The sequence below is a fragment of the Phytohabitans flavus genome (genome assembly GCF_011764545.1).
GTDB classification, from domain to species: domain Bacteria; phylum Actinomycetota; class Actinomycetes; order Mycobacteriales; family Micromonosporaceae; genus Phytohabitans; species Phytohabitans flavus.
The window spans coordinates 7,322,356-7,338,581 of sequence record NZ_AP022870.1 but is presented as its reverse complement, the minus strand read 5'-3'; the positions used below and the strand labels follow the sequence as shown (position 1 = coordinate 7,338,581).

At 69.2% G+C, this 16,226-nt stretch carries 12 protein-coding genes, 1 tRNA gene, 1 other RNA gene and 2 pseudogenes; 10 read left to right on the top strand and 6 right to left on the bottom strand.

Annotated elements, in window-relative coordinates:
- Positions 1-424 precede the first annotated feature (424 nt).
- Positions 425-509 (bottom strand) — tRNA-Ser (locus Pflav_RS32270).
- Between the two features lie 103 nt (positions 510-612).
- Between Pflav_RS32270 and ffs the strand changes: the two genes are divergently transcribed.
- The 9 genes from ffs to Pflav_RS32225 all read left to right on the top strand — a co-directional run bounded on the left by ffs (position 613) and on the right by Pflav_RS32225 (position 10,383).
- An RNA gene (gene ffs / locus Pflav_RS32265) (signal recognition particle sRNA small type) lies at positions 613-707 on the top strand.
- A gap of 249 nt (positions 708-956) precedes the next feature.
- The gene (locus Pflav_RS32260; RefSeq protein ID WP_415624355.1) at positions 957-3,305 is read left to right on the top strand and encodes a DNA polymerase III subunit gamma and tau; all 2,349 of its coding nucleotides are present in this window, start codon (positions 957-959) and stop codon (positions 3,303-3,305) included.
- Positions 3,269-3,601, top strand: a complete 333-nt coding sequence (locus tag Pflav_RS32255; RefSeq protein WP_173040577.1) for a YbaB/EbfC family nucleoid-associated protein — start codon at positions 3,269-3,271, stop codon at positions 3,599-3,601. The genes Pflav_RS32260 and Pflav_RS32255 overlap by 37 nt, the downstream gene beginning before the upstream one ends.
- A gap of 18 nt (positions 3,602-3,619) precedes the next feature.
- Entirely contained in the window at positions 3,620-4,213 is a 594-nt protein-coding gene (recR, locus tag Pflav_RS32250; protein WP_173040576.1) for a recombination mediator RecR, read from the top strand.
- A gap of 240 nt (positions 4,214-4,453) precedes the next feature.
- Positions 4,454-6,121 (top strand): ABC transporter substrate-binding protein, encoded by a 1,668-nt coding sequence (locus Pflav_RS32245; protein WP_173040575.1) that lies wholly within the window; start codon positions 4,454-4,456, stop codon positions 6,119-6,121.
- A gap of 82 nt (positions 6,122-6,203) precedes the next feature.
- A complete protein-coding gene (locus tag Pflav_RS32240; RefSeq protein WP_173040574.1) occupies positions 6,204-7,208 on the top strand; it encodes an ABC transporter permease in 1,005 nt (334 codons plus the stop codon).
- Between the two features lie 63 nt (positions 7,209-7,271).
- On the top strand, positions 7,272-8,243 hold the full coding sequence (locus tag Pflav_RS32235; protein ID WP_173040573.1) for an ABC transporter permease: 972 nt from the start codon (positions 7,272-7,274) through the stop codon (positions 8,241-8,243).
- Positions 8,244-8,248: 5 nt separating this feature from the next.
- Positions 8,249-9,247, top strand: a complete 999-nt coding sequence (locus Pflav_RS32230) for an ABC transporter ATP-binding protein (RefSeq protein WP_173040572.1) — start codon at positions 8,249-8,251, stop codon at positions 9,245-9,247.
- Entirely contained in the window at positions 9,244-10,383 is a 1,140-nt protein-coding gene (locus Pflav_RS32225) for an ABC transporter ATP-binding protein (protein ID WP_173040571.1), read from the top strand. The genes Pflav_RS32230 and Pflav_RS32225 overlap by 4 nt, the downstream gene beginning before the upstream one ends.
- A gap of 98 nt (positions 10,384-10,481) precedes the next feature.
- Here Pflav_RS32225 and Pflav_RS32220 read toward each other — a convergent pair.
- Positions 10,482-10,718 (bottom strand): annotated as a pseudogene (locus Pflav_RS32220) (hypothetical protein); the annotation flags it as partial.
- Between the two features lie 30 nt (positions 10,719-10,748).
- Complete coding sequence (locus tag Pflav_RS32215) at positions 10,749-11,384, bottom strand: HNH endonuclease family protein (protein ID WP_232072153.1); 636 nt, start codon at positions 11,382-11,384, stop codon at positions 10,749-10,751.
- Between the two features lie 96 nt (positions 11,385-11,480).
- Between Pflav_RS32215 and Pflav_RS32210 the strand changes: the two genes are divergently transcribed.
- Positions 11,481-12,917, top strand: a complete 1,437-nt coding sequence (locus Pflav_RS32210; protein WP_173042756.1) for an MFS transporter — start codon at positions 11,481-11,483, stop codon at positions 12,915-12,917.
- Here the strand turns inward: Pflav_RS32210 and leuA are convergent.
- From leuA to Pflav_RS32195, 3 genes and pseudogenes are all read right to left on the bottom strand, one after another.
- Complete coding sequence (gene leuA, locus Pflav_RS32205; RefSeq protein WP_173040569.1) at positions 12,914-14,659, bottom strand: 2-isopropylmalate synthase; 1,746 nt, start codon at positions 14,657-14,659, stop codon at positions 12,914-12,916. The two genes, Pflav_RS32210 and leuA, sit on opposite strands and share 4 nt — an antisense overlap.
- 144 nt (positions 14,660-14,803) lie before the next feature.
- Positions 14,804-15,351, bottom strand: a pseudogene (locus Pflav_RS32200) (nitroreductase family protein).
- A gap of 76 nt (positions 15,352-15,427) precedes the next feature.
- Entirely contained in the window at positions 15,428-16,201 is a 774-nt protein-coding gene (locus tag Pflav_RS32195) for a hypothetical protein (RefSeq protein ID WP_173040568.1), read from the bottom strand.
- Between the last annotated feature and the right edge of the window lie 25 nt (positions 16,202-16,226).

Here is a 16,226-nt window from a genome sequence, read left to right as displayed (position 1 = left end):
ACGCGAAACCTCGCAGCGCCGGCCGCGATCACCTCGCTCGCCAACCCTCTCAGAGCGGATCCAAGACAAGACATCAGGACGTAGCAAATCTTGGTTCGGCGTGGCTCTCAGCGGCCGTTCTGCGGCTCCGTGCGCCATCCCTCCCCGGCCCCCACGGTTTGAGGCCATCGCATCCGATGGGCACTCAGGACCAACGTCACAGGGCGAACTGCACCCCTCACATCCCTGGGCACCCACTACGGGAGATGCATGGCAACGGACCAGTCGATGGTGGTGCGGCCGGCGTCACAGAGGAGCCGTCCGACCCGGATGACGGCGCCGCAGGAGCGCTCGTCAGGCCCAATTGAGACCGAAACTGAGACCGCAAGCTCAATGCCCGGGGGGTCTAGGGGCAACCCTCCGGGCCTTTGTGCTGCTCAGGGAGCGGAGGATACGAGATTCGAACTCGTGAGGGGTTGCCCCCAACACGCTTTCCAAGCGTGCGCCCTAGGCCTCTAGGCGAATCCTCCGCCGGACAGAGTACAGGCACCCGGCGGTCGGGACGAAGCAGGCACACGGCGCCTCGCGCGGCCCCGCCTCCTGCGGTTGCGGAGAGTGCCCGCTAGACTTGGTGGTGCCCCTCGTGCGGCGTACACCCTGTGAACCTCCCCAGGGCCGGAAGGCAGCAAGGATAAGCGGGCTCTGACGGGTGCACGGGGGGCCTTTTCATGCGGCGAAAGACCATCCCGAAGCCGGCGGGGGACCACCAAGCTGGCAGGGACCACCGCAAAACCGGCGGGGGACCGCCCGCCAAGCTGGCGCGACCACCCCACGAAGCCAGCGGCGGGGGGACAACCGCAAGGCCGGCGGGAGATCACCGCAATGCAGGCCGAGAAGGACCTGGGCGAGTGTCGTACCCCGCTGGCAAGCTGCCGGGCGGGCGGGGAGAATGGCGCGGTCGAGAGGAGGCGGCGAGAGTGGCACTGGCGCTCTACCGCAAGTACCGGCCCCGCACGTTTGCAGAGGTCATCGGGCAGGAGCACGTCACCGAGCCGCTGTCGCAGGCCCTGCGGAGCGGGCGCCTGCACCACGCTTACCTCTTCTCCGGCCCCCGCGGGTGTGGCAAGACGTCGAGTGCCCGGATCCTCGCCCGCTCGCTCAACTGCGCGCAGGGGCCGACCCCGGAGCCGTGTGGCCAGTGTGACTCGTGCAAGTCGCTGGCCAATGACGGGGCCGGATCGATCGACGTCATCGAGATCGACGCGGCCAGCCACGGTGGTGTCGACGACGCGCGTGAGCTGCGGGAGCGGGCCTTCTTCGCGCCGGCGACGAGCCGATACAAGATCTACGTGATCGACGAGGCGCACATGGTCTCGTCGGCGGGTTTCAACGCGCTGCTCAAGCTTGTCGAGGAGCCGCCGGACTACGTCAAGTTCATCTTCGCGACGACCGAGCCGGAAAAGGTTCTTGGCACGATCAAGTCGCGTACGCATCACTACCCCTTCCGGCTGATCCCGCCGGCCGTGCTCCGCCCCTACCTGGAGCAGCTCTGCGCGACCGAGAGTGTCAAGGTCGAGTCGGCGGTGTTCCCGCTGGTGGTGCGGGCCGGCGGTGGCAGCGCCCGGGACACGCTCTCGGTGCTCGACCAGCTGATCTCCGGCGCCGGGTCGGAGGGCGTGACATACGCGCGGGCGGTCGCGCTGCTCGGTGTGACGGACGTTGCCCTGATCGACGAGATGTGCGACGCGCTGGCGGCGGGGGACGGCGCCGCGGCGTACGGGACGATCGACCGGGTCGCGGACGCGGGGCATGACCCGCGGCGGTTCGCGTCCGATCTGCTGGAGCGGCTGCGTGACCTGATCGTGTTGCAGCAGGTGCCCGACGCCGCGACAAAAGGGCTGATCGACGGGCCGAGCGACCAGATCGAGCGGATGGTGGCGCAGTCGGCGCGGCTCGGGCCGGCCACGCTCTCGCGATGCGCCGACATCGTGCATAACGGGCTGGTCGAGATGCGCGGCACCACCGCGCCACGGCTGCTGCTGGAGCTGATCACCGCGCGCATGCTCCTGCCGGGCGCCGAGGCGACCGAGGACCTGCTACAGCGGTTGGAGCGGGTGGAGCGGCGGTTCGCGATCGCGGGCAGCGTCGCGCAAGAAGCGCACGAGCCGGCAAGAGCAAGCGAACCGGCAAGGCCGCAGCCGACAACAAGCGAGCCAGCAAGGCCGCAGCCAAGAGCAAGCGACGCAGCCAGCGCGCAGCCAAGAGCAAGCGAGCCGACCAGGCCACGGACAAGCGAGCCGCAAGCGCCACGGGCAAGCGAGCCGCAAGCGACGCAGCCGGCGGCGAGAGAGCCAGAGCCCGAGGAAAGACCCACAGAGAAGAAAGCTGCACCGCAGGCGGTCATGGACGACCCGGCCACGCCCGAGCCGGAGCGTCCGGGTAGCAGCTTGCCGCCGCAACTCGATGTCGCCGGTGTGCGCCGGTCGTGGGACGAGATCCTCGGCATGGTCAACAGCCGCAATAAGCGGATCGCCGCTCTCGCCCGCAACGCGACAGTCCGCGACCTCGATGGCAACGCGCTTGTGCTGACCTTCCAGTCGACGGTGCTCGCGTCGATGATGTCCAAGGAAGCCGGCGTGCTCAGCGACGCCATATACGAGGTGCTCGGCGCCCGCTGGGAGCTGCGCTGCGAGGTCGCCGGAGACCAGCGCCCAGCGGCCGCGCGGCCCGCGTCGGAAAGAGCGCCGGCCCCGGAAAGACCACCGGCCCCGCGCGAGCGCCGGCCCAGGACAGAGGCGCACCGGCCCAGGACAGAGCGCCGCAAAGAGCGGATAGAGCAGCGACCGACGACTGGCCCGAGCCCGCCCGTCCAGGCGGGGTGGCCAAGCCGGAGACGAAAGCCACTCCTGGCGGCAGCGCGCCGGAGGCGCCGCCACCCGTCGCGCGCGTCGAGTCCAACGGACTGGCGGCGGCCCGCGCCGCCGCGGCTGGACGTGGCGCCCGTACCCCCGTCGCTCCCACGGCCGACACCACCTGGGCGGGTGAGCCTCCCTACGACCCGGAATTTGACGGCCCGCGGCCGAATGCGGCCGTCGCGAGCCCGCCCACAGCGGCGGCCGCGTATGAGGGTTTCGACCCGGGCGACGAGCCGACCGACGATGTGGTCGACGAGCGCACCGCACGGCAGAGTAGCGAGCAGCAGGCAATGCAGTTGTTGCAGCAGACCTTCGGCGCCGAGAAGATCGGCGAGGTCTAGGCTGACACGGAATCGACGAACGAGGAGACGGCGATGCGCCCCGGTGGACAGCCCAACCTGCAGCAGCTGATGAAGCAGGCGCAGAAGATGCAGCAGCAGCTGGCCGAAGCTCAGGCCGAGCTGGCCGAGACCGAGGTGACCGGCGCGGCCGGCGGCGGTCTGGTGACGGTCACGATCGCCGGCTCCGGCGAGGTGAAGTCGGTGAAGATCGATCCCAAGGCGGTCGATCCCGACGACGTCGAGACGCTCGAAGACCTCGTGCTCGCCGCCCTGCACAGCGCCAACGACGCTGTGCGCAAGCTGACCGAGCAGAAGATGGGCCCGGTGACGGGCGGGATGGGCGGCCTCGGCCTGCCCGGCTTCTAAGCGCAGACAGCACAGCACATGTACGAAGGCGCTATCCAGGACCTGATCGACGAGTTGGGCCGGCTCCCCGGTGTGGGTCCGAAGAGTGCTCAGCGGATCGCGTTCCACATTCTCTCCGCCGACCCGGCGGACGTCACCCGGCTGGCCACCGCGTTGCGCAAGGTCAAGGAGCTCGTGCGGTTCTGCACGACCTGCTACAACGTGGCCGAGTCGGAGCAGTGCCGGATCTGCCGCGACCCACGCCGTACCGACGAGGTGCTGTGCGTGGTCGAGGAGCCAAAGGACGTGGTGGCGATCGAGCGGACCGGGGAGTTTCGCGGGCGCTACCACGTGCTCGGCGGGGCGATCAACCCGCTGGAGGGCATCGGCCCGGACAACCTGCGTATCCGCGAGCTCATGGCGCGGCTGAGCGGGGGCGAGATCAAGGAGCTCATCCTGGCCACCGACCCCAACACCGAGGGCGAAGCGACAGCCACCTATCTCGCGTTGCTGGTCAAGCCGATGGGCATCTCGGTCACCCGCCTCGCCAGTGGCCTTCCGGTCGGTGGCGATCTCGAGTACGCCGACGAGATCACGTTGGGTAGGGCATTCGAGGGGCGCCGGGCTATCTGACACCGTGCCCGTGAAACATCCTCGTGATGTAACAACTCTGCATCGACTAATTTAGGACAAACCACTCGTTTCCCGACGCCTTGTCGATCTTCTGAGTGGGGACCGTGGTCGTAAGGACACGATCCGATACCAACCCCTTATCGGCTGGTTACCGGCGCCTGAGGGTGCCCGCTAATGTCGCGCCCATCGGTGACCCCCGTCACCGCGTATGTCCGTACCCCAAGGACGAGGTGAAGCACCATGCGTGCAGCAAGGCCCAAGGCCGCCATCGCGGTCGTTGCGGTCGCGGCCCTCGCGGTAGCCGGCTGTGCCGAGAGCGAGCGCGACAATGAAGGCTCCGGCCAGAGCACCAAAGACACCCTGGTCTTCGGCACCGCCGGAGATCCCAAGGTGCTCGACCCCAGCCTCGCCAGCGACGGTGAGTCGCTGCGTGTTGCCCGCCAGATCTTCGAGACCCTGGTCCGGCCCGAGGAGGGCGGCACGAAGGTCACCCCGGGTCTGGCCGAGAGTTGGACGCCGGACTCCACCGGCACGGTCTGGACCTTCAAGCTGCGTTCTGGCGTGAAGTTCCACGATGGTACGGAGTTCAACGCCGAGGCGGTCTGCGTCAACTTCAACCGGTGGTACAACGCGACCGGCCTCATGCAGAGCGCGGACGTGACGGCGTACTGGCAGGACGTCATGGGCGGCTTCGCGAAGAACGAGGACGCCGAGCTCCCGCCGAGCCTCTTCAAGTCGTGCACAGTCAAGGACACGACGACGGTCGACCTCGCCTTCACGGCGGTGTCCAGCAAGATCCCGGCCGCCCTGATGCTGCCCTCGTTCTCGATCCACAGCCCGAAGGCGCTGCAGGAGTTCGACGCGAGCAACGTCTCCGGCACCGCCGACGACATCAAGTACCCGTCGTATGCGATGGAGCACCCGACCGGCACGGGCCCGTTCAAGTTCAAGGCGTGGAACGTGGCGGACAAGACGCTGACCATCGAGCGCAACGAGGACTACTGGGGCAACAAGGCCAAGCTGAAGACCCTCGTCTTCCGTACGATCTCCGACGAGAACGCGCGCAAGCAGGCACTCCGCTCCGGTGACATCCAGGGGTACGACCTGGTGGGTCCGCCCGACGTCGAGCCGCTCAAGAGCGAGGGCTTCAACGTCCTGACCCGGCCGGCGTTCAACATCCTCTACCTGGCGATCAACCAGAAGGGCAACCCGAAGCTCGCGGACGTCCGGGTGCGCCAGGCGATCGCGTACGCGCTGAACCGCCAGGCCCTGGTCGACTCGAAGCTGCCGCCGGGCGCCGAGGTGGCGACGCAGTTCCTGCCGTCCACTGTCGAGGGTTGGAACGACCAGGTCACCAAGTACGACTACAACGTGCAGAAGGCCAAGGACCTGCTGGCTCAGGCCGGCGCCTCCAACCTGACGCTGCGCTTCCACTACCCGACCGAGGTCACCCGGCCGTACATGCCGGGCCCGAAGGATCTCGCCGAGCTGATGATGGCCGACCTGAAGGCAGTCGGCATCAACGTCGAGGCCATCCCGCTGAAGTGGACGCCGGACTACCTCAACGCCACCACCTCCGGCAGCGCCCACGACCTGCACATGCTCGGGTGGACCGGCGACTACGGCGACGGCTACAACTTCATCGGTACGTTCTTCGCCCGGCAGAAGGACGAGTGGGGCTTCAACAACCCCGCCCTCTTCGAGAAGTTCGCGAAGGCTGACAGCACCGCCGACGCGGCTGCCCGCTACGCGCTCTACAAGGAACTCAACGCCGACATCATGGAGTTCCTGCCCGGCGTGCCGATCTCCCACTCGCCTCCCGCTCTTGTCCTCGGTAAGGACGTGACCGGCGTCAAGGCCAGCCCGCTCACGGATGAGCGGTTCGCCACCGCCGAGTTCAAGTCCTGAAACATATAGATAGGTAGGAACGCGTGGGCGGGCACTCACCAGGTGCCCGCCCGCGCGGCCCTCTACAACCGCCGAGGCGCCCGTGTTCCGATTCATCGTCAGACGGCTGCTCCAGCTGGTTCCCACGCTGTTCGGCCTGTCGATCCTTCTCTTCATCTGGCTGCACCGCCTGCCGGGCGGTCCGGAGACCGCGCTCCTCGGCGAGCGCGGCACACCTGAGTCGCGCGCGCAGATCCGGGAAAGCCTGGGTCTGGACGAGCCGCTCCCGATCCAGTACGGCCGCTTCGTCAAGCGCCTGGTCCAGCTCGACCTTGGTACGTCGATCTCCACCAAGCGCGAGGTGACCACCGAGTTCCTACAGCGCTTCCCCGGCACGGTCGAGCTGACCATCACGGCCATGATCATCGCGATCGGCGTGGGTATCCCACTCGGTTACCTTGCCGCCCGCCGCCGGGGCTCGATCCTCGACCAGGCCTCGGTCGGCGGTTCGCTGTTGGGCACCTGCATACCGATCTTCTTCCTGGCGTACGTGCTGAAGGCGATCTTCGCGGAAAACCTCGGCTGGTTTCCCACGATCGGCCGGCAGGATGCCTCGATCAACGCCACCCACATCACCAACTTCTTTGTGCTCGACGGCCTGTTAACCCGGGAGTGGGATGCGGCCGCGGACGCGATATGGCATCTCGTCCTGCCCGGCATCGCACTGGCGAGCATCCCGCTCGCGATCATCGTGCGGATCACGCGGGCGAGCGTGCTGGAGGTACTGGGCGAAGACTTCGTGCGCACCGCCGAGGCCAAGGGTCTGACCGAGCGCACCGTGCGCCGCCGGCACGTGCTCCGCAACGCGATGCTGCCGGTCGCCACCTCGATCGGTCTGCTGACCGGTCTGCTGCTCTCCGGCGCGGTACTCACGGAGACGGTCTTCGCGTTCAGCGGGATCGGCGCGTTTATCAAGGACGCGATCAGCAACCTCGACTACCCGGTGCTGATGGGCTTCATCATGATCATCGCGGTGGTCTTCGCGCTGGTAAACCTGCTGGTCGACGTCTCGTACAGCCTGATCGACCCGAGGGTGAGGGTCCGATGAAGCCTGCTCCTGGGCCTTTGACCCGGCCTGCCACATTGGCCCGGCCCGCCTTCGGGGTGTCGCATGACCCTCGCTCCCGGTCGCAAGAAAGAAAAGCTGGACCGGCTCGCCGAGCTGTCCGCTGTCCATGACGACGAGCGGGGTGTCAGCCTCTGGCAGGAGGCGCTGCGGCGGCTTCGTCGTAACCCGGCGGCCATCGTCGGCGCGGTCATCCTCACCGTGTTCGTGCTTGTCGCGGTGATCGGGCCGTTCCTGGTCCCGCATGAGCCGACCGACACGATGGGCATCCGCGAGGGCGTGGTCAAGTCCGGCCAGGGGCTCATCCCCGGGCCGTCGGCCGACCACTGGCTGGGCTACGACCACCAAGGTCGGGACGAGTTCAGCCGGATGGTCGTCGGCGCCCGGCAGACGCTGCTCGTGGGCATCGTCGCCACGCTCATCGGCCTCACGATCGGTGTGCTGATCGGCGGGGTCGCCGGCGCCGCCGCGGGGCTTGGTGGCCGGTGGGGCCGGCTTGTCGACAGCGTGCTCATGCGGATCGTCGACATGATGCTCTCGCTGCCGAGCCTGCTGCTCGCCGTAAGCGTGGCGGCCCTCCTCGGGCCGGGCCTCACCACCGTGATGATCGCGGTCGGCGTGGTGTCCGTGCCGATCTTCGCTCGCCTGCTGCGCGGTTCGATGATCGCGCAGGCCAACCGCGATTACGTGGTGGCGGCCAGCTCGCTCGGCGTACGGGAGTCGAAGATCGCGATCAGCCACATCCTGCCCAACTCGCTCGCCCCGGTCATCGTCCAGGCCACGCTGACGCTGGCCACGGCCATCATCGAGGTGGCGGCGCTGTCCTTCCTCGGCCTCGGCAACCCCGACTCCGCCGTACCGGAGTGGGGCCTGATGCTGGCGGACGCGCAGCCGTACCTGGGCATCCGGCCCGAACTGGCGATCTATCCGGCGGTGGGCATCATCATCACCGCGCTGGGCTTCACGCTCCTCGGCGAGGCGATGCGTGAGGCCCTCGACCCGAAGCTGCGGAGGTGACCGGCATGCCATTGCTGGATGTGCGGGACCTGTCGGTCACGTTCGCGCGGCGGGGACAGCGCACTGTGCACGCGGTCGACGGCGTCTCGTTCAGTGTGGACGCCGGCGAGGTGGTCGGCCTGGTCGGCGAGTCGGGCTGCGGCAAGAGCGTGACCTCGCTCGCGCTGATGGGGCTGCTGCCCCGGCAGCGCGGCGTTCGGGTCGGCGGGTCGGCTGACTTCGACGGCACCGACCTGCTCAAGCTCGACCCGCGGTCGATGCGGGACGTGCGAGGCCGGGACATCGCGATGATCTTCCAGGACCCGCTCTCCTCGCTCAACCCGGTGGTGCCGATCGGCATCCAGGTCACCGAGGTGCTGGTCCGCCACCGCGGCATGAGCGGCGACGCCGCCCGCAAAGAGGCCGCCGAGCTGCTCGACCGGGTCGGCATCCCCGACCCGACGCGGCGGCTGAAGGAGTACCCGCACCAGCTCTCCGGCGGCATGCGGCAGCGCGCGCTGATCGCGATGGCCGTGGCCTGCCGGCCGCGGCTGCTCATCGCGGACGAGCCCACCACGGCGCTCGACGTGACCATCCAGGCCCAGATCCTGGAGCTGCTCAAGGAGTTGGTACGCGACTCGGGCACCGCACTCATCATGATCACGCACGACCTCGGCGTGGTGGCGGGCATGTGCGACACCATCAACGTGCTCTACGCGGGTCGGGTGGTCGAGACCGCGCGGCGCAAGGAGCTGTTCGCCGGCCGGCGCCACCCGTACACGGTGGGCCTGCTGGCCTCGATTCCGCGTCTCGACGCGGGGCGCGGCGAAAAGCTCACGCCGATCCGCGGCTCGGTACGCGACGTGCTGCCGTGGACCGAGGGCTGCGCCTTCGCCCCGCGCTGCGACCGGCGGACCGAGGCATGCGTCGGTGAGCCGCCGGCGATGACGCCGACTCACACGGGGCACGAGTTCCGGTGCGTCAACCCGTTCCCTCTCTCCCAGCCAGAGGAGGCTCGGGTATGACAGAGCAAGCTGAGGAAGCACCGGTATTGGCGCCTCAGGCGCCCGAGTCGCTGGTGGAGGTGCGCGACCTCAAGGTCCACTTCCCGATCACGACAGGCGTGCTTTTCGACCGTGTGGTCGGCCACGTGAAGGCGGTCGACGGCGTGGACCTGACCGTGCCGCGCGGCCAGACCTACGGTCTCGTGGGCGAGTCGGGCTGCGGCAAGTCCACGCTCGGCCGGGCGATCCTCCAGCTCACCCGGCCGACGTCGGGCGAGGTGCGGTTTGACGGCGTCGAGCTGACCAGGCTGCCCACGGGCAAGATGCGGGCCATGCGGCGGCGGATGCAGATGATCTTCCAGGACCCGATGTCCAGCCTCGACCCCCGGCAGAACGTCGAGTCCATCCTCACCGAGGGCTTGGCCGCGCACGGGATCGGCGCCAGCCGGTCCGAACGGCGCGGGATCATCAACAAGACGCTGGACGCGGTCGGCCTGCCGCACTGGGCGCTCTCCCGCTACCCGCACGAGTTCTCCGGCGGGCAGCGGCAGCGGATCGGCATCGCCCGGGCGCTGGTGCTCGGGCCCGAGCTGATCGTCGCCGACGAGCCGGTCTCCGCACTCGACGTCTCGATCCAGGCCCAGGTCATCAACCTGCTCGACGAGCTGCAAGAGGAACTCGGCCTGACGTACCTGGTGATCGCCCACGACCTCGCGGTGGTGCGCCACATTTCGGACGTGGTCGGCGTGATGTACCTGGGTGCGCTGGTCGAGGAGGCGCCGAGTGACCGGCTGTACCGCGAGCCGCTGCACCCGTACACGCGGGCCCTCATGTCGGCCGTACCGGTGCCCGACCCTGAGATCGAAGACCGGCGCGAGCGGATCCTGCTCGCTGGCGACCTGCCCTCGCCGGCCAACCCGCCCGCCGGCTGCCGCTTCCACACCCGCTGCCCGTGGGCGCAGCCGACCCGCTGCTCAGACGAGCGGCCGGAGCTGCGCGACGTGGGCGGCACCAAGGTGGCCTGCCACTGGGCGGAGCAGATCGCCTCGGGCGCCCTGCGGGCACACGAGGTGAAGGTGCAACTCGTCCGCCCCGGCGACGAGGGCGAGGCACCCTCAGTGGTGTCCGCGCCGAGCGAGCCCGGCTCCTACGTATAGAGGATCAATTCAAGAGATTTGAGCTACCGCGACGTCCGCTGTGGTCCGGACCGTCGCTCCCGCGGCCTCACCCTCCGCGTTTCACGACCCGAGCGGCGCTAGCCCTCGGGACGGTTGAGCAGCGCGACCGCGATCGCGTGCACTGCGGCGAGGTCGGCCGGGTCACTCAGCGTGGCCCGGCCGCCGGTCACCGTGTACCACTCGTCGGCGTCCTTGTACTGGACACGGAGGGTGACGTCCTTGCCGGAGAGCTCGCTGCGCAGCGTCAGGTCACCGGTGACGACGCCGACCTCGTCGGTCATGACGCCGCCGGGACCAGCGGTGATGTCGGTGGTCTGCTCGGCCATCACCGCAGTGTAAGGACGCTACTCCCGCCCAGCCGGGCAAGTGTCCAGCATGTCCGACAAAGCCGCTTTCTCGTCCGCGGTGATCCTGAGCTGCCAGAAGTGCTTCACCTCGATCCAGTCCACCGCGTACTCGCACCAGAAGTCACGGTTCGCCGGTTTCCACTGTGACGGGTCCTGGTCGCCCTTGGACCGGTTGGACGAGGCCGAGACCGCGCGCAGCTGCGGCCGGGTGAGGTCGTTGGCGAAGTCGGCGCGGCGGTCGTCGTTCCACTTGTCGGCGCCGGACCGCCACGCGTTCGCGAGCGGCACCATGTGGTCGATGTCCACGTCGGACGGCTTGGTGAGGGTGCGCCCGTCGTACACGCTCACCCACCGCCCGCTGACCACGTTGCAGCCGCTGAGCTCGACGTCCTTGCCGTCCCGCTCGAGCACCGTGTCGCGTACGTCGCAGTTGCGGCCGGCGTCGCGCCAGTGCGGGAATCGGTCGCGGCTGTACCCCCGCATCGAGCCAGCCTTGGCCACCGTGAGCTGGCCGAGCAGCCGGGCCGAGTCGCCGGAATCGGGTGGCGCGCCGGTCGTGCCGGTGCTGTCCTCGACCGGAACACAGCCCGACAGGACGAGGACGGCGGCGAAGAGGGTGGGGATGAGGCGCACCCCTTCAGCTTGGGGGTTGTGTGGCGATCCGCACGGTAACCCGGCCTGGTTTCGGCGTTTCGCGGCTTAGGCCGCATCTCGCTGGGCAAGGTGTACATCGTGAGTGGCAGCCTCCGGCTCGGTTCCGGACCCGGACGCGGTGCGCTGCTGGCGGCGACTCTCGCCTCCGGAATGGCCTTCCTCGACGCCACGATCGTCAACGTCGCCCTTCCCCACCTCGGCGTCAGCCTGGGCGCGTCGCTGGCCGGTCTCCAGTGGACGGTCAACGGGTACATGCTCACGCTCGCCGCGTTCGTGCTGCTCGGCGGTTCGCTCGGCGACCGGTACGGCCGGCGCCGCGTCTTCGTGGTCGGCGTGTTCTGGTTCAGCGCCACCTCCGTCCTGTGCGGCTTCGCCCTGAACGTGGAGTGGCTGATCGGGGCCCGCGTACTGCAAGGCCTCGGCGCGGCGCTGCTCGTGCCCGGCTCGCTCGCGCTGATCCAGTCCAGCTTCCACCCCGACGAGCGGGGCAAGGCGATCGGCGCGTGGACCGGGCTGTCCGGGGTGGCCACGGCGGCTGGCCCGTTCATCGGCGGGTGGTTGATCGACGCGATCTCCTGGCGCGCGATCTTCTTCCTCAACGTGCCGCTGGCGCTGGTGGCGGTGTTCGCCGCCGCGCGCTGGGTGCCGGAGAGCCGCGCGCCGCGCGTCCAACGGTTCGACGTGGCCGGCGCGCTGCTGGCCGCCACGGGACTGGCCGGCATCACGTACGCCCTGATCCAGAGCGCCGGACACGGCCTGCGCTCGTTGCCGGTGGCGCTCTCGGTCGCCGTCGGGGTCGGGGCGGCGGTCGCATTCGTCCTGCTGGAGCGGCGCCGCGGGCCCGCGGCCATGCTGCCGCCGTCGCTCTTCGCGTCCCGGATGTTCAGCGCACTGAACATCTATACGGTCTCCATCTACGCCGCACTCGGCGGCCTGTCCTTCTTTCTCGTTGTCTTCCTCCAGAACGTCGCCGGCTTCTCGGCCGTCGGCGCCGGCGCGTCGATCCTGCCGACCACGCTGCTGATGCTCGCCGGCTCGTCATGGTCGGGCGCTCTGGCGAGCCGGATTGGCCCGCGCCCGCAGTTGACGGTCGGGCCGTTGGTCGCCGCAGTCGGGCTCCTGCTGCTGCGCCGGATCGGGGCCGACGCCAACTTCTGGACCGACGTGCTGCCGGGCACTGTCGTCTTCGGCGCCGGGCTGACGCTGCTGGTGGCGCCATTGACCGCCGCCGTCCTGGGCGCCGTCAGTGACGAGCACTCCGGTATCGCGAGCGGGGTGAACAACGCCGCCGCGCGTGCCGGCGGGTTGCTCGCCGTCGCGGCCCTTCCGCTCCTCGTGGGCCTTTCGGGTACGGGGTACGAGCACCCCGACCAGCTGGCGGCCGGCTTCCGGGGCGCGATGGCGTGGTGCGCCGGGCTGCTGGCGGCCGGTGCGGTGCTCGCCCTGGTGCTGGTGCACCCCTCGCCCAGGCGCCCGGATCGCGGGCGCCCGAGCGGGGGTGACAACGCCTAGCGGGCCCGGTTGACGGCGCTGGTCACGGCCTTCATCGAGGCGGTGACGATGTTGGCGTCGAGGCCGACACCCCACACCGTGCGGCTGTCCACCTCGCACTCCACGTACGCGGCGGCCTGGGCGTCGCCGCCCGCCGACATCGCGTGCTCGGCGTAGTCGAGCACCCGTACCTGGACCTCGACGGTCTGGAGTGCGTTCACGTACGCGTTGATCGGACCGTTGCCGACCGCGACCAGCGTCTGCCGCTCGCCGCCGAACGTCACGTCCGCCTCGATCTCGACTTTGCCCTCCACAGTGGAGGTCGCGTACGTGTGCAACCCCAGCGCCGGCTGCGCCTGGTGGTCGACGAGGTACTCGCCAGCGAAAATGTCCCACATGCGGCCGGGCTCGACCTCGCCACCCTCGGCATCGGTGAACTGCTGCACCACGCCGGAGAACTCGATCTGCAACCGTCGCGGCAGGTCGAGGTTGTGCTCCTCCTTCATGATGTACGCCACGCCGCCCTTGCCGGACTGCGAGTTGACCCGGATCACCGCCTCGTAGCTGCGGCCCAGGTCCTTGGGGTCGATCGGCAGGTAGGGCACCGCCCACTGGTGCCTGTCGATGGTCACGCCCGCAGCCGCCGCGTCGACGGCCAGCGCGTCGAAGCCCTTCTTGATCGCGTCCTGGTGCGAGCCGGAGAACGCGGTGTACACGAGATCGCCGGCGTACGGGTGGCGCTCGTGCACGGGCAGCTGGTTGCAGTACTCGACGGTCCGCTTGATCTCGTCGATCTCGGCGAAGTCGATCTGCGGGTCGATGCCCTGGGAGAAGAGGTTGAGGCCCAGCGTCACCAGGTCGACGTTGCCGGTGCGCTCACCGTTGCCGAACAGGCACCCCTCGATGCGGTCGGCGCCGGCCAGCAGGCCCAGCTCAGCGGCGGCCACACCGGTACCGCGGTCGTTGTGCGGGTGGAGGCTCAGCACGACGCTGCTGCGCCGGGGCAGGTGGCGGTGCATCCACTCGATCGAGTCGGCGTACACGTTGGGGGTGGCCATCTCGACCGTGGCCGGCAGGTTGACGATCAGCGGGCGGTCTGGCGTCGGGTCGACGGCGTCGATGACGGCACCGCAGATCTCCAGCGCGTAGTCGAGCTCGGTGCCGGTGTACGACTCGGGCGAGTACTCGTAGAAGATCGCGGTGTCCGGGGTGTGGATCTCCGCGTACTTCTGGCACATCCGCGCCCCGTCGACGGCCATCGCGGTGATGCCCGCCCGGTCCAGGCCGAATACCACGCGGCGCTGGAGCGTGGAGGTCGAGTTGTAGAAGTGGACGATCGCCCGCTTCGCCCCGCGCAGCGACTCGAAGGTGCGGTCGATCAGGTGCTCGCGGCACTGGGTCAGCACCTGGATCGTGACGTCGTCGGGGATCAGGTCCTGCTCGATCAGCTGCCGTACGAAGTCGAAGTCGGTCTGGCTGGCGGACGGAAACCCGACTTCGATCTCCTTGTACCCCATCTGCACCAGCAGCTGGAACATCCGCCGCTTGCGCTCCGGGGACATCGGGTCGATCAGGGCCTGGTTACCGTCACGGAGGTCGACGGCGCACCAGCGGGGCGCGACCTCGACGCGGCGGGTGGGCCACTGGCGGTCCGGCAGCTCTACGGAGAACTGCTGGTGGTAGGGCTGGTAACGCTGGTAGGGCATGCGGCTGGGCCGCTGCCGCGCGATGGCATCTTGATCATTGACGCTGCCGGCAGACATCGAAAATCGCTCCTGGAGTCATGGGCTGGGTGGGATCCGGGCAGGAAAGCCGGCGCACACGCCAGACACCGCGACGAGGTGCCGGCCTAGAGGGCCTCGTCGCGGCGGCGAAGAAGGAGCGCCTGCCACATGACAAGCGCCACTCTAGGTGATCGAAACCCGGTTTACCAATAGCTCGGTGACGGGGACACGCGTGCGCAAGGCGGTCTCCCAGGCCCGGAGATCGGGGGAAGGATGGCCGGATCGCCCAGCCGCCCCACCGCCACGACGACCGTCGGGTGCAGGTCATCGGCGATGTCGAGGTCGGCGCGGAGGCCATCGAAATCGAAGTCCACGATCTGGTGCACGTGCAGCCGGAGCGCCGTCGCCTGGACCGTGAGATGCGCCACGGCCTGGCCCAGGTCGTACGCGGCGCGCGGCAGCATCACCCGATCGAGGCGAGCGGCGACGATCAGCGCCGAAGCGTTGCCGGCCCAACGCTGGCACTCGGCGGAGAGGTTTTCCAAGGTCCGCTTGTACATCTCGTCGTCACGCCGGCCGACCGCGAAGCGCCATGGCTGGCTGTTGGCGGTCGATGGTGCCCAACGGGCAGCCTCGAGCAGCGAACCGACAACGTCGTCGGATAGCTCGGCGACCGGGTCGAAAGCCAGTGGGCTCCACCGGGTCGCGAGCAAGGGGTGTAGCTCGGACATGGCGCCGAGTGTGCCGTATCGGACGCTGCGTCACCACTCGGGGGTCACCCGGCGTGTCTGTTGATCCACCCAGAGTTCATGCGGTCGGGGTCACCGACGGGATCGCGGTGGAGGGCGGCGGGGTGGTCATACCCAGCGGCTCCTGGGCCACCACGGGCCCGGGCAACGTGATCGTGGGCGGCGCGCCGGAGGGTGCGCCGGCGAGCAGGAGCGTGCCGAAGCTCACCTTCACCCCGGTGAACGTGCCATCCGGGGCATAGCAGTAGATGCCGGCGTCCAGCGGTGCGTCGACCGACGCCGTGGTGGTCTCGACCGAGAAGCACGCGCCGCTGGCGCCCGGCAGCGGCTGTGCGACGGAGACGGACAGCGGCGCGGTCCGGTCGGTGAGGACCTTCCGCCAGTCGGTGAACGGGTGCTGCACCTGCGGGTCGACGCCGCGCTCGATCGTGCCGCCCGGGTCGGCGACCCGCACGCAGGCCGGCGATACAGGGTGCTCGGCCGAGGGGAGCACGCACTGGAAGAGGCCCTCGGCGTTCTGTGCCATCGAGACGTCCGCGGTACCGCCGAGCGCGCCGAGCGGCACGTCGACCCGCCAGCTGCCGTCGGCGGCGGTGGTCAACACCACCGTGCGATCCGAGCGGCCCGGCGCGGACCAGGTGTACAGCGCGGTGACCTTGCGATCCTGTGCCGCCGCCGCGAGGCCCGCGAGCTGGACCCGGGCGTCGGGCGCGCCGGTGGGCACGGTGGTCTTCGGCGTCTCCGGCTCGGGCGCCGGCTCGCCTGCGCCGCAGGCGGTCAGTGCGACGAGCCCGAGGAGCGCTGCGGTGCCGGCGATTCCGCGCGTATACACATTCACATTCTCTTGTTCTGGCGCG